Here is a 13,471-nt window from a genome sequence, read left to right as displayed (position 1 = left end):
TCCCACTTTCTCACTTTCTAGAATTCGCCACACGGCTAGATTAAGCGGTTAATCTAGCTGCCAGATATCCTTGTAAAGCCACATTAAGCCTTTAGATAAACCGACGGGGAATGTCGAGAAATGATCAGTCCCTTCCACCACTTCAGATTTAATGCTTAACCCTTGATAGTTGCGTGATTGCAATCGCTCTACATATTTTTGTTGCCCGGTCACCATGTGCTTCATGCCGTTTTCGGGCGTTTCTAGCGAGCCAGTAGCGTAAAACACATTCACTCTTAATGTCTTATGCTGTTTAGCATAGGCGGCTTCATCAGCAAAAATTTGATCGTCTTTAAACCAATGGGACGGGCTGGTTAAAATGTAGCTAGAAAATAATTCTGGCTTGCTCAGCATTACCCAGGAGCCAAACGAGCCACCAAGTGAGTGCCCGCTCAAGATACGTTTGCTGCTATCAACACGATAACGCTGCTCAATAAACGGTATCACTTCTTGCGCTATCAGTTTAAGGTATTCGCTAGCGCCGCCAGTTTTATACTTAACCCAACTCGGATCATGATGCGGTGTTAAGTCTCGCACTCGGCTGTATTGGCCGTTCTCGCCATGGGCAAAGCCCATCGCCACGATAATGGCTTTATCCATGCTCGGGAAGTGCGTTACACCAGTGGCAACCTTAAAAGTATGCGGCGCATCATTTAGGTATAAAACAGGATAATTAACCTTGCTATTATCTTGAGCAAAGTAACCTTTAGGTAGCTTGACTAAAATATCGTACTTACGTCCAACCACATTAGAGCTAAGGGTAAACTTTTCGGTATTGCCCACTGTATACGCTTCATCTACCGGAGTAATGTATTTAGGTAAGGCACTTTCTGTTGGGTTAGCTGTGATTGCGTTAGGTAACTCTTTAGCATTCAAACTAAACGCCAATGCTGAGTAGCTAGTTGCTGCAATAACAAAACGTACTGCTTTGAACAGGTTAGTTTTGATAGCGGTAGTTTTTCTCGGTCTATATGTAAAAGTGGTCGATTTGATTGTATCGAGTGATAGGTGAAACGCTTTTAAAACTAGCATGCAATCCATGTCCTGTAGTGAGTATATGGCTTATCCGAAAACCTAAATTGTGCATCATTGATGCAGTACTATTATCAGCACCTTTCTATGCTTTTTAGCACTTGTTGTAAAAGGCAGAACTTCAACAATTCCTCAGTTGATGTCCATTCTAAGCTCCTTCTTACTCCATTGATTGCACCATTCGTTTGATTTTTAGTGCTTTTTCGAAATGATCTAACTGATGCGTTTGAATCCACCAGGTTGCCGCTTCCATCAACACCTCAGGATCATCATTCTTGTTTTTAAAAAATGCGTAAAACGATACCCCTACACCCTCGCCCTTAGCAGCAATTTTCTTATCACAAACTTCGACTATTTTGGCACGTAAAGATTCTCTCATTTTGTAGGTTTATCCGTTATGGGTTGATGGTTGGCTTGAATGCGCTAAATGGGCTGGGATTGGGTATTGGTGTCTTAGTTGCTTGTTATCAGTTACTTACTCTTCTATTAGGCCTTGTCTTTTAAGTTCTGAGTTAATCGAGCCACTTGTACGTCCGAATTCACTGGCAAGAACCGAGATTAATTTACCATTCTTGAATTGCGTTGCCACATCATTTTTTTGCTCTTCAGTCCAAGGTAAGCCTGCATTTTTAGGTAATCCGTTTTCAAGGTTTTCGGCTTGCTTTTGCTCAAGAGTCTTTTTAACTTTGGGTTGCTTTTTAGGCGTTTGTTTAATGAGATCCAATGTACTGAATAAGGCTCAAATAATTTCAGGGCTATTGTAAGGGGACTCTTCAGGTAAAACCTCACCTGTTAGTGGATTTATTCCATTCGCTAACGCTTCAATGATTTTTATGTTTGCTTCCATGCTATTTTAAAACTCCATGATTCGAAAAGTCGGTAGATATGATGACTCGCTACTAGGGTGATGCTCAACAATTAATCGCGACATAGGCATTTATATCAATAGCAAAGATGGTTGCCAACTCAAGAGTAGGAGATTCAATCCACTCTCTGCGATGTTCATAATCATCACCTGTGGATTTATTATACCCACACAAAAATGCCTGACGTACCACTCGTGATACACAGTGGTAGTAAGGCGTATCTTCTAAACTCACCAACGTCCTTCTCGGCCTTGCCACTTATGTCAATTAGCGGAAATCCTTTTCAGTTAAAAAGCGATTTCGATAAGCGTAGTTTAGCGCTTATTAATATTCCATTATTCATGGGTGGCCATGTTATTTGCATTTGTTCTACTGGCTGTGCTTGGTGACTTTAGAAGATACCAAAAAGCAACCCCGTAACTAAACTAATAGGCCCCAACCCAATAACTTCGTCTGTTACTGCTGATGAAATAGCTTCTGTTGCAGTATCAGTGGCATCAGCGTTAGATATTAACTGCTCAAAACCAGTGGAAACGTCTTGCTCGAGGACTGAATTAGAAAAGCCAGAGCTTTCAACTCCATCAATTTTTGATGCCACTTCTTCCGTGGCTAGCACTTCGATATTTGGATATTTTTCGAGGTGTTCGTTTACATAGCTGACACTATCTGTAGCTTTCAGTTGGATTTCATTATAGACCTCACCCTCACTGCTAAAGACTACATCAGAACCAGGTGTGTTTATCTCCGAATGAATAGACGCTTCTGTTTCCAGGCCTGCACCATTTACTGCGTCAACATATAGCATTTCGTGGTATACGCCTTTTGTGTTGTTTACTACTCCTTGCAATTGTTCGTGTGATAAGAGTGACAGATGTTCGCCAACTTGGCCCGGCGTCATGTTTGCTAGCTCCGGATTAGCACGTTGCATAGCCTCAACTACCGTTCCAAACCGCTCCTGATCTAGATAATGCTGCCCACTCATTAAACCTGCGGTGACTATTGATACAACTAGCGTCGTTGCAGCCACTCCATTTAGATTGTTCTCTGGTACGACGATAATGTGCTTGTCATGATCACGCTCATGACGAGATGATGCGCGTAAATTTCGCGACAAATTTTTCCCGAAATCAGATGCACCTTTAAAACTGTCAAATTCGAACTTTAGGCTCATGTCTTAGTTCTCATGATTGAAATACGTCCACCTAGTCATCGGTTATAAAACCTAACCCTAAGTATGAAGATTGTCCTCCCTGTCTACAGTTGGTGACATGCTGCCTGTCACCGAAATTAAGGCCTTGACCCACTGTTCCTATAAGCACAGCTAAACTCTTTAACTGGTTGTCAAACTTTATTTTTTATTAAATATCCACTGATAACAGCAGTGAATTTTGTACGTAACAGTTTTGAAAAAAGAAGCACACTGAAGGCTGATGCCAGTTGAGATATAGTGCTGTTCCCTCTATATGCAGTTTTGACAAGCTTTTTGCGTGTGTCAAGAAAAGAGGCTCTAGTCATATCAACCCCGTTGTTTTGGAACGTAAATTGTCTCCACAGCTACAAGCTACAAAGGCCAGACCAGCCAAAATTGAAGCCATAATAAAGATCAAGGCCGCTTATGACGAGGCTGTGAGCGAAGGAAAAGTAACTTCTTATCACGTGTCACCAGTCCGAAGCTAAGCATCTGTAGCTGGGCTAAAGCGCCATGCGATTCCAGCAATTCTCATCAACGCCCTTCTCCATCCGCCTAAACCTCTCCATTTACCTATTAAGTCTGTGAGTGTGCTGGATACCGTTTATTGAATACTGGTTATGCCGTCTGAAGTCACCACATGACAACGCACTACCAAAATAAAAGTTAGCGTTTTCCGAGATTGGGGGAGGCACGAAGCTAGTCAATGCTATCTCTCTTTTTTATGCAGCGGTTGGTATTGCATGTTGTTCAGCAGGAGGAAATGTGAAATTTAATTTCAGCAACAAATTTGTTGTTAACGTCTACGTACTTTTGGACTAAGCCTACTTGGGAGTAACCTTTAAATAAACGCTCTCGATCTGTTTTGAAGTGCTGACATATTTCCGGTGAGGCTTCTTGTTTTAGTAATTCTTCTAAATCCTGGTAAGGAACTGCGAATGTTTCACGTGCGATATTCATTTGCAGATCCTCAACAACAAAATAAATGCCATCTTCTTTAGTAAGCTTGCGGTTTCTTAAGCTAGTGATGCTGTCAACTTTCACTGGGTAAGTAACCTCTTGATTGTTGATGACAAATTCATTGAGAAAGCGTTCGATTGCTGGTTTTTTTACAGTGTTGTCTTTAGATACTACACTGCCAAAAAAGAACATGGCTTTAACAATAAAAATAATAACTATCATTTTAACGATAGACTTAAACGTGACCATAGTGCTTACCCTTTATAGCTAAGTGGAAAATGACTCATTAGCAAAACCAATAACTTTATATTGCGACTTTGCAGGTTCGCCTGCCTTAAACGGTAGGATGTGATAAATTATCGCCAAACAAACAAGTTTCAAAAATACAGAAATATTTCACAACCACAATGGAGGTTAAGCGCCTTGGCAGTTGATGATTCAGATGTTACACAACTTTATCCACTTGAAGACTGTTGTTCTGTCCTTTAAAGAACAAAAACCTCAGTTTTGCGCAATCTATAATGAACCTTGACCATGAAATTATGTCGAAAGATGCGTTACTAGTTAGCATTACCTATATTGATAGTCTCAAGGCATTCGTTGATATAACACCTTGGAGGAAACGAGCTAGCTATCGCGATATATCTTAAGTATCAAAGGAAAATCGGTGTATCGGGCGCTTTAGAGCTAATGTAAAAACATGGCCACCCACTTTAAAAACATTCTAAGCTCCTTCTTACTCCATTGATTGCACCATTCGTTTGATTTTTAGTGCTTTTTCGAAATGATCTAACTGATGAATTTGAATCCACCAGGTTGCCGCTTCCATCAACACCTCAGGCTCATCATTCTTGTTCTTAAAAAATGCGTAAAACGATACCCCAACACCCTCGCCTTTGGTGGCAATTTTCTTATCACAAACTTCGACTATTTTGGCTCGTAAAGATTCTCTCATTTTGTAGGTTTATCCGTTATGGGTTGATGGTTGGCTTGAATGCGTTCGATGGGTTGGGATTGGGTATCGGTGTCTAGATCTTATGTTAACTGTCAATAAATATGGATGGCCATGTTATTTCTCAAAAGCGAGTTCAACAAGCGTAGATTTGAGCTATCGAATATTCAATAACCAGAATAACCATGGGTGGCTATGTTATTGAGCTATGTTATTGAGACGAGTTATCGTTATAATCAGCTTTTTATACATCGAGAGATTTATGCGCTACTTACTGTTGCTTATTGCATTTGTTACACATCAAACTAGCGCAACAGGTTTAAACTTTTGGGAGTCGTCGACGTTAAACTCCGCCTTAGCGAGTGCTAATGGAGCAAATGCAGGAGATGCGAGCGTCTTAGCGTTAGCACCATCCTCGATAACTGCGATTGAAGAGCCTACATTGACGGCCAGTGTCACTTATTATGAAGTGACAACTGATTACAATATTTTTGGCAATCAAAGCCAATACAGCGTGGCGAACCCCATTCCCATGGGCTTTTTTGTAACTCCAATCAACGAGTCTTGGTTCTTCGGTTTATCTGTTTATAGCCGCACGGCTGCTGATATTACGGTGCCAAGTATCCCCCTTGTACATCCCCGTGAAACAAGAGTACAACCCATCTTGGTATCAGCAAGCCCCTCAATTGCTTACAAAATGGGTACATTAAGTATCGCTGGCACGCTCGAATATATTCATGCTCCATATACTCTTGAGCAAACAAGTTGTTCCTTCGGGAATTGCAATACCACCACATCACAAGATACGGCTCAAGGTTGGGGCGCTGGAATTAGTGCAACATGGGATATACACGCCCGTTTTTCGATGGCTTTTATGCATCGCTTTGAAAGCCAACTTGGCAATGAGGATATTGATATTCGGTTGCCAGCAATCACCTCGCTATATGCAAGCCTAAAACTGGGGCAACATGCGCAATGGCACAATTCCTACAGTCATAGTCAATGGGATGGTAAGGGGATAACTTACAATGATTATATTGACCCGATTGGTTTGCTAACTGGGTTCCAAGATAGTCATCGCTTAGCGACAAGCATTGAGTATGAATTGGCTGATTGGACATTACATGCCGGCTTTAGTGCAGACCAAGCAGTTGATCAGTTCGGCGGTATTGATAAACGTTACCGTCTAGGGGTTGGCCATAAATTAAATGATCAAATCACCTTGAACCTCGCCGCTGTATTTGAAAGTTACTCAAAGAAACAAGCAAATGTTGAGGGCACAACTTTAGTTGAAGTTCAAAACAGTGGAGCAGCTTATAGCTTAGGGGTAACCTATAATTTTTAGGTAATGGCAACCACAACAGCGCAGCATGCTTGGCAATTTTTGTGCAGTTTCACGCGCAAAAAGTGACAAGGCTTAGGAGTTTGATTAATGGTTCTTGTTGTGCATTTTTAAAGTGGATTCCATTTCTTATACTTTTGCTGGCGAGCCAGAGCAATAGCATTAGTTATTTCCTCTCGCGAGGACTTAGCACAGTAATCTAAGTATTTTTCTACTTTTATTTCAGGCCAACCCGGCGCTGCCGCTAACACCCAAAAATGTATACCTTCGTTGACTTCAATTTTGGAGACATAGTCGATAATTTTTTCAATTTGCCTATCACTCGGTACCATTCTTAGCATTGCCATTGCTCTAAGGGCACCGTCAACGAGCATTTCGTTCCCAGTATTGAGGAGTTTCAATATCGGTGCAGCGTCACTTTCACTTTCTATAGAAAGTCTGACTATTGCATCCCCAATAGCGACGTAAACCATAGTGGCTTCGAAATCTTGATTTGCAAGCTCAGTTAGAAATGGCAGTGCTGGCTTATAATCACATTCGCCAATAGCCATGATCATCTGGTACTGAGTTTCCCACGTCCGAACGTCTTTGAGCTCAGTCTCAAGCGCAGTCATTAGTAAGGGGCCAGCGTCAACATCTTTTAGCTTGCGCAACTTTTTTGCAGCAGAACGACGCTTAGGAGATTTCTTGTCCTCTAATTGAGCCACTATTTCATTCAATGCTCATTTCTCCGTAGTACAGAACGCTTGGTTCAGGTGCGCCGTAGGCGTCACCTGGATTTACTTCTTACATGTCTGAGCCTCGATGCTAGTTGAGTCTTGAACTTATTGCATTGAACCATTCAAGCACTTCTCCATTTGTATCCACTTCTTGAAGGTAGGCATAGGTCATTCTTGCTACAGCACGTGTATTTAGTTTTTTCTTTACATTGCTTTCGTTATAGGGCGTATGCTCAACAAGTAAATTAGGGATGTCTGTTTGATCATCAATTGCTAGTTCCTTATCGCTTGAAAACATGGCCACCCACTTTAAAAACTTAATATACCTCATTACATATCGAGACGTCACTTGTCTTCAGCTTCTTACTCCATCGAGCAAAAAATTTAGTTTATGAATAGGTTTGAGCAAAAAACAGCCTATTTTCTTACTTTTCAGACACACTGAAACTGCAAACAAAAAGTTCGCATAAGGAATAGCATTATTAGTGAGTATTTGGGGTTGATTCTAAGTTGCTAACCAACGTTGGCAATTGGCTACGCTTTGTCGTCGTTTTCGCTCTGTGTGCTCGCAGTACTGAGTGAGTGCGGATAAATTGCCGACAGCACCTTTGAATAAAGCTTCAAACTCTGTGGTAATTTTTAACCAGTTTTCAGCTGAAATATTTAGCCCATCTAGAATTGGTTGATGACTCGAACATATTGCGCCACGCTTATCTTGTCTGACAACACGTCCTGTATCCTCAACGAGGCTCAAGTAATCTTTGAGGCAGAGCATTAAACCATTGGGCATATTCATTCGCTCATTGCCAACAAACACCAGTAACTCTTGAGGTTGCTCACCTTTGATTGCTGATTTTATGCGTCTTTGGATGCTGGTGAAATCTGACTTTTCTGGCGTAGCTGCCATTTTTGCTCTTACAGGATTTAGGTCTACATAAGCCATGCAAGCAAGTAAAGCGGCTTCGTCGAGCAGTGCCTGAGACTTGAACCGTCCCTCCCAAAATCTCCCAGTACAGTTATCCTCTCTATTGGCTTTGCGGGCGATAGGTTCACATAAGGAGCGCATAAACCAGCTAATATCGGTGAGTCGTTCTCGGTACTGTGTGATGCACTCTTTTACTGTTGTTAGCTCAAAGCTTTCAAGCTTATCGCCTTTGACAAACTTGCGAGTTAGCAAGGTGCCTTTAAAACCTTTGTGCCACTGCTCAAGGACTTGTTTGTCGCTCCAGCTTTTGGCTTTATCTACATCAACTTTTAGCACAACATGCAGATGATTAGACATCACGGCATAAGCACAAATATCAATGGCAAAGATGCTCGCTAGCTCAAGCATGCGAGACTCTACCCATTCTCTGCGATGTTCATAATCTTCACCAGTGGATTTATCGAACCCACACAAAAACGCCTTACGTACCACACGTGATACACAGTGGTAGTAAGGCGTATCTTCTAAACTCACCAACGTTCTTCTCGGCCTTGCCATCTTGAAATCCTTTTCAGTAAAAAAGCGAGTTCAATAAGCGTAGTTTAGTGTTTGTGAATATTCCATTAATCATGGGTGGCCATGTTATTATAATGATTATGTTATTTTTCCATGTTATTGTTGTTTAGCGCTGCGATCATTGAGTTTGTCATTTCCAATTTGGTTTTCGAGTCCTCTGTATCCTCAATGATTTTAAATGACAATAATACATTTTGGATATTTACCAAACTGTCGTGATAACCTTTAAGTTGAAGTGTGGTTTTATTATACAAGTAGAAAAACACTCCAGAAATAAACTCTACTACGACACCAGAACCCGCAGACAAATATGCTATTGACTCTGAATTTTTAAAGTCTGTAAAGCCTATGATCAAGCCTGTGATTATCAATATAAAACCTATGCAACCAGCACTTATAGAAGCTAAAAAACTCTTATCTGTGTGTTCCTTAACCATGCGATAATAATCACTTAAGTTACTTACATTAATATCTACCAGCCTATCAAAATAAGTGGGTGCCACATCATTATTGATTGGCCTTATGATATTTTTTCGAGCTTCCAAGCTAACTAACTCTTCACGAAGACTTTGTTTTCTTTGACTGTTTTTAGCTAAGATTATTGCGTAAGTAAATCCAAAATAGAAAATAGCGGCAATCCCTAAAAGGGATGAATATTCATAAAACGCACTACTGTTCATTCCTACTAAGGACAAGAAGTCTTTACCCAAAAAGGTAAAAAGGAAACTAGAAATTAAAACTACAATAAAAATGAAGTCACCAGCCTTAGTGTGTTTATAATCAATTTTAGATTGAATAACACCGATTTTTTCTTCTATCTCAGCCAAGTAACGATCAGTTTTTTCTTTTTCATTTACATCGGACAATTTTGAAACTCCATTTAAATATATAAATAACCGACGGATGCCGGTCCTCCCTGTTTGCAGGTAAACTTAATTTCCTTGTTATATCACAGCCCGAAAAGTGGCAATAGCTTTCCGAGAGATAGCGAACAGTATGCGATTAAGACTCCATAGTCTCTAATCACACTGCACCACCAAATGATATTCCCTAATTTATTTAGATCTTCCTTCCACTCAGGAAGCAGTTTTTCTAGTGCTGCAGCCTTAATCCTAGATTTCTCAGGAGTAAGTATCTCACCATTTTCCGAGTTTATTGCTTCGCCCCCTGGATTGCATTCTTCTTATATGCAGCTAGGTGCTCAGAATAATCTAAATACTTACTGTTCTTTTCAAGAAACTTGTTATAACGTTCGATTTTCTTTAAACCAAAGACCACTGAAAGTGCTAAGCAGAGTAAGCTGATAACAACTAGGGAACCTTCATTGATCCCAAATGACTCGGGCGACACATAGTCTTTTGCAAAGTATGAGAAAGTAGCTGCGCCTATACCAACAATAAAGTAATCATATTTGCTCGTACCACTGATGCTTTGTTTCGCTAACTCAACAGATCGATCTGACATTTCCCACCTGTGATATAACAGCGTGTTAGCAAAAATTCCGACTCAATCAATTGACAGTCCACCAGAACCCAAACCAACACGTGCCTTTTAATTTATAATTCCAATAATTTACCAGTATTACTTAGCAACTCTCTCTGTAGAAGCCTAAAACCGAGTTCACGAGAATTATCTTCCCTGTGACGTAAGCTACTGTTAAATAGAAACTATCAATAACTGGCAAGACTAACAGCATCCCATCCTGTTAACCTAGAATTTTGTCACAAACACAACAAAAAAGCCTATTTAGTAAACCAACTATAACTGCACAAAAAAACAAAAAAAACCATCAGCCTGGCTGATGGTTTTTATCTCAATAAAGCTAACTACGCCAGCTCGCCGTTAAATCATGATCTCAATATCTGACAACGGGAACGCCACACACGAATGGCACCAACCATAGGCTTCATCGGTTGAGCGTAGTTTGGCTTCTTTGGGGTTGAATACCTCACCTTGTAGTACCTTGACCCTGCATAAACTGCATTCACCTGAGCGGCAAGCGTTCTCTGCACTAAAACCGTGTCGCTCCATGCTATTTAGCAGTGGCTCATCTACCCTCGCCTGAAACTCGCCTTGGCCTTTGATAGTAACGGTTATCACATCTTCGGCTTTCACATTTGCTGGCCAGCCAGGTAAATTCTGTGGATTCTTCGGTGGCCCGTTACACTCAATACGTACTCGACGCGCTTTGATTTTTAGATCTCGCAGTAGCATTTCACAATGGTCATGAAACGCCGTTGGGCCACACACATAGTACATTTTGTTCTGTAATGCCGCTGAATCATCACCTAGCAGATCAGTTAACGTTTCAACCGTTAATCGTCCGGTTCTGCCCTGATAGCCTGCTTGTGGGCGAGTAATAATCCAGGTGACGGTTAAAAAGTCATGCTGCTGTTCAAGCTGTTTCACTTCATCTGCAAAGATAACGTCATCTTGATAGCTACTGGTGTATATCAAGTGCATTTTTTGCTGCGCTTTACGCTCAACAAACTTGTTTTGTGCCATGTCTTCTATCATAGCTCTAGCGGGCGCGATACCTGAGCCACCGGCAATAAACACCAGATCATCACCATGAAACAATGGGTTGTGGTAAAACGTGCCCATTGGGCCAGAGCTTTCAAAGCTATCGCCTTGCTTTACATCATCAATTAAGTAGTTAGAGACAAAACCACCCTCTACACGCTTAATGGTTAAATCGTAATAATCACGCTGCTGCGGTGCGGATGAAATCGCATAAGGCCTTGCGGTGTCGGTACCATCAATATTGACGAACAAGTTAATGTATTGCCCCGCTTGAAATGGTGGTAGCGGTTTGCCTTTGCTTACCAAACGCAAAGTCACAGTTGATGGTGTTTCTTTAATCACCTCAGACACCTGCAGCTGAATGCGCTTTGGGTGCAACTTGGCAACAGTATTTTTAACCGCCCCATTTTGCTCGTTAAAGTCACTCCCTGACTGATACAAGGCTTTTTGCTGCATCAGGGCTTTATCGTATCCCGCCACTGCATGTAGAACATTTACTGGCGCTGATTGCTTAGCAGTATTAGACATGAGCGGTCTCCTTTTGCGCATCGACTTGCTGAGTTGCACTTGATTGAGCTTGTTGAGGCTGTTGAGAGGCTTGCTGAGTTGCTGCAGCAAAAGCCTTTAACACGCCTTTTGCTGTTGTGTGCCCAGCCATATAGGTTGGTTGGAATCCACCCATGCCCATCCAACTACCCGCCATGTGTAGACCTTTGACTTGGTCAATACGGCGCCGGAAGATATTGGCATCTTGAGTGTTTTGCTGGAAGCCATATATCGCGCCGCCCGGAGTATTAAGGTAACGCATCATAGTCAGCGGTGTTGCAGCCTCAATCTCTTCGATATGGGCGCGAATGTTAGGGAATACACGCTCAGCGTGATCAAGTAAATGCTCAGCAAACTGATATTTAGCTGCGGCATAGTCTTCTGCTGCAATGTTTTGCCATGGCTCGCCATATTGCAAACAAACCAGCGAGATCGCCGACTTGCCCTCAGGTGCAAAGCTTGGGTCGTCATAGTTATAACAGGTCAGCATAGTATGCTTTGGCGGCGCGATTGTGCTCATTAAGTCGTGAGCAATATCTTCTTCTAAGTCATCGACAATAAAGCTAGATGCGGCGGTGACACCGATATCTTGCGGCGCACAATCAAGGCCGATATAAAGCACAAATGCTGACGTACCTAAGCGGCGCGACTTCATGTCTTGCGCGGCTTGCTTAGGTGTAGGAATGTCTAACAGCTCGTTGAATGTATGCTGCGGGCTAATGTTTGAGATAATTTGATGGCAACTAAAGGTTTCACCGCTCTCTGTTACTACGGCTTTAACCTGACTATTCTTGGTTAAGATTTTCTCGGCGCCGCAGTTAAATTTGACCTCGCCGCCGGCTGCGAGAAATGACTCAAGCAAGGCGCTGGAAATCGCTTGCGAGCCGCCTTTTACATGGCAAGGTTTGAATGCTGCGTAGGAGTAAAACATGATAGCAAGATCTTTAAAGGCAAAATCTTTTGGCGGCATACCAAGGTAACACCAATATGCGGCAACTAACGCTTTTAACTCACGACTTTTAAAGAAGCCATCCAATACATCTTTTGCGCTCTGCAGACCATACTGGGTAAATAACGGGCAGGTCGCGGTAAATTCTTGCTCATCGGTTATGCGCTTGGCTTTTGGTAGCACCATAAAGCACTCCATCGACAAGCCCTCACACAAGGCGAGGAACTTACTTATCGCTGGTGCTTCATCTGGGAAGTGCTCAACTAAGGTTTTCTCCAGCCCTTTCCAACTTGCTGGCAAGGTAATGTCAATCGCATGCTCGCTACCGTCCTTGGCAGGCATAACATAGCGATAGAGGTCGCGCTCAACCACCACATCTAACTTGTCCATAATGCCAAGCTCAGCAAACACCTGACGCATAATGAAAGGTTGTTTTTCAGTACCCATACCGCTGAGTTGGTGCAGCGCCACTTCAAACTCAAAATTACCGCGAACAAATGAAGTCGCGCAGCCGCCGGGAATATTATGGCGCTCAAGCAGCAAGGTTCTTGCCCCGCCTCTTTGCAAGGTGGCAGCGGCTGTTAACCCGCCGTTACCTGCGCCAATTACGATTGCATCAAAGTCTGTAATGGTCATTCGCTCTCCTTTTTTGTCGACCTCGCTGCATACCACATAACATCCTTACAGCGTAAACTTTACACTATAAAGATACATTGAGTGGCATGAGAGTCAAGGGGTAAATTGATTAGCCAGCCGAGTAAAAGTGACATTGAACACCATAAATGTGCGGCGAGATTGATCTAGATCACTTTGAGCAGCGAATGACTGAGGTAGGTTTACACAGGTCGACTCA

Annotated in this window: 14 protein-coding genes and 1 pseudogene; 1 reads left to right on the top strand and 14 read right to left on the bottom strand. The window is 42.1% G+C overall.

The window, feature by feature from the left end; genetic code table 11:
* Positions 1 to 48 precede the first annotated feature (48 nt).
* From EXU30_RS18550 to EXU30_RS18520, 7 genes and pseudogenes are all read right to left on the bottom strand, one after another.
* Entirely contained in the window at positions 49 to 1,071 is a 1,023-nt protein-coding gene (locus EXU30_RS18550) for an alpha/beta hydrolase (protein WP_130602555.1), read from the bottom strand.
* A gap of 160 nt (positions 1,072 to 1,231) precedes the next feature.
* Positions 1,232 to 1,450: a DUF6500 family protein gene (locus EXU30_RS18545; protein ID WP_130602553.1), complete on the bottom strand. Its 219-nt coding sequence runs from the start codon at positions 1,448 to 1,450 to the stop codon at positions 1,232 to 1,234.
* A 96-nt stretch (positions 1,451 to 1,546) separates the two neighbouring features.
* Positions 1,547 to 1,795: a hypothetical protein gene (locus EXU30_RS18540; protein WP_207234082.1), complete on the bottom strand. Its 249-nt coding sequence runs from the start codon at positions 1,793 to 1,795 to the stop codon at positions 1,547 to 1,549.
* A 193-nt stretch (positions 1,796 to 1,988) separates the two neighbouring features.
* Positions 1,989 to 2,195, bottom strand: a pseudogene (locus tag EXU30_RS20745) (transposase); the annotation flags it as partial.
* A gap of 133 nt (positions 2,196 to 2,328) precedes the next feature.
* Positions 2,329 to 3,108, bottom strand: a complete 780-nt coding sequence (locus EXU30_RS18530) for a hypothetical protein (RefSeq protein WP_130602551.1) — start codon at positions 3,106 to 3,108, stop codon at positions 2,329 to 2,331.
* Between the two features lie 768 nt (positions 3,109 to 3,876).
* On the bottom strand, positions 3,877 to 4,335 hold the full coding sequence (locus EXU30_RS18525; RefSeq protein WP_130602549.1) for a hypothetical protein: 459 nt from the start codon (positions 4,333 to 4,335) through the stop codon (positions 3,877 to 3,879).
* Positions 4,336 to 4,822: 487 nt separating this feature from the next.
* Complete coding sequence (locus EXU30_RS18520; RefSeq protein WP_130602547.1) at positions 4,823 to 5,041, bottom strand: DUF6500 family protein; 219 nt, start codon at positions 5,039 to 5,041, stop codon at positions 4,823 to 4,825.
* A gap of 259 nt (positions 5,042 to 5,300) precedes the next feature.
* On the opposite strand from EXU30_RS18520, the gene EXU30_RS18515 reads away from it, so the two are divergent.
* The gene (locus EXU30_RS18515; protein ID WP_165399049.1) at positions 5,301 to 6,383 is read left to right on the top strand and encodes an OmpP1/FadL family transporter; all 1,083 of its coding nucleotides are present in this window, start codon (positions 5,301 to 5,303) and stop codon (positions 6,381 to 6,383) included.
* A 107-nt stretch (positions 6,384 to 6,490) separates the two neighbouring features.
* Here EXU30_RS18515 and EXU30_RS18510 read toward each other — a convergent pair whose 3' ends face one another.
* The 7 genes from EXU30_RS18510 to EXU30_RS18480 form a co-directional block, all read right to left on the bottom strand.
* Positions 6,491 to 7,099 carry a HEAT repeat domain-containing protein gene (locus EXU30_RS18510; protein ID WP_130602543.1) on the bottom strand — a complete coding sequence of 203 codons (609 nt, stop codon included), beginning with the start codon at positions 7,097 to 7,099 and terminating at the stop codon, positions 6,491 to 6,493.
* 88 nt (positions 7,100 to 7,187) lie between these two features.
* Positions 7,188 to 7,397, bottom strand: coding sequence for a hypothetical protein (locus tag EXU30_RS18505; RefSeq protein WP_130602541.1), 210 nt, complete (start codon positions 7,395 to 7,397; stop codon positions 7,188 to 7,190).
* Positions 7,398 to 7,604: 207 nt separating this feature from the next.
* Complete coding sequence (locus EXU30_RS18500) at positions 7,605 to 8,582, bottom strand: transposase (protein ID WP_130602539.1); 978 nt, start codon at positions 8,580 to 8,582, stop codon at positions 7,605 to 7,607.
* Between the two features lie 101 nt (positions 8,583 to 8,683).
* Positions 8,684 to 9,466, bottom strand: a complete 783-nt coding sequence (locus tag EXU30_RS20935) for a TRADD-N-associated membrane domain-containing protein (RefSeq protein ID WP_242620265.1) — start codon at positions 9,464 to 9,466, stop codon at positions 8,684 to 8,686.
* 286 nt (positions 9,467 to 9,752) lie between these two features.
* On the bottom strand, positions 9,753 to 10,064 hold the full coding sequence (locus EXU30_RS18490; protein ID WP_130602537.1) for a hypothetical protein: 312 nt from the start codon (positions 10,062 to 10,064) through the stop codon (positions 9,753 to 9,755).
* A 378-nt stretch (positions 10,065 to 10,442) separates the two neighbouring features.
* The gene (locus EXU30_RS18485) at positions 10,443 to 11,651 is read right to left on the bottom strand and encodes an FAD-binding oxidoreductase (protein WP_130602535.1); all 1,209 of its coding nucleotides are present in this window, start codon (positions 11,649 to 11,651) and stop codon (positions 10,443 to 10,445) included.
* The gene (locus EXU30_RS18480) at positions 11,644 to 13,254 is read right to left on the bottom strand and encodes a phytoene desaturase family protein (protein ID WP_242620264.1); all 1,611 of its coding nucleotides are present in this window, start codon (positions 13,252 to 13,254) and stop codon (positions 11,644 to 11,646) included. The genes EXU30_RS18485 and EXU30_RS18480 overlap by 8 nt, the downstream gene beginning before the upstream one ends.
* Positions 13,255 to 13,471 lie beyond the last annotated feature (217 nt).

It is taken from the genome of Shewanella maritima, from assembly GCF_004295345.1.
Classification (GTDB): Bacteria; Pseudomonadota; Gammaproteobacteria; order Enterobacterales; family Shewanellaceae; genus Shewanella; species Shewanella maritima.
This window is presented reverse-complemented; position numbering and strand designations above follow the sequence as displayed.